General features: G+C 59.3%; 1 pseudogene. It reads left to right on the top strand.

Annotation, left to right across the window (positions count from 1 at the left end):
* A pseudogene (locus tag DWX33_RS23050) lies at positions 1-383 on the top strand (transcriptional regulator); the annotation flags it as partial.

Below are 383 nucleotides of genomic sequence, written 5' to 3'. Positions count from 1 at the left end.
CCCCTGCTGTACAACTACGTGTTCGTCCACGCCTCGGAGGACGAGATCTTCCGCCTGAAGCGTACGCTTCCCCTGTATAATTTCCTCCCCCGGGTTTCCTCCGGCGGGCGGTCTTATTTCCCGTACCTCTCGGATCGTGAGATGGAAACCTTGCGTTGGGTCGCGGCTTCTTACTCCAACGAGCTTCCCGTATACGTGCCAGATAGCGGCCGCTTGTTGAAAGGCGACCGTGTGCGTATCACCTCCGGCCCTTTTACCGACATGGAGGCGGAGGTGGTGGTGCAGCCGGGCGGTGGGCATAAGGACGTGATGGTGCGTATCCTCGACTGTCTGTGGGTCCCCTTGTTCGAGGTGAGAGCTGGGGAGTATGAGTTGATCGAGCT

It is taken from the genome of Parabacteroides sp. AF19-14, from assembly GCF_003635485.1.
Taxonomy (GTDB): Bacteria; Bacteroidota; Bacteroidia; order Bacteroidales; family Tannerellaceae; genus Parabacteroides; species Parabacteroides distasonis.
Note: the sequence above shows the minus strand (reverse complement) of the source record. Positions and strands in the feature narration are given on the sequence as shown.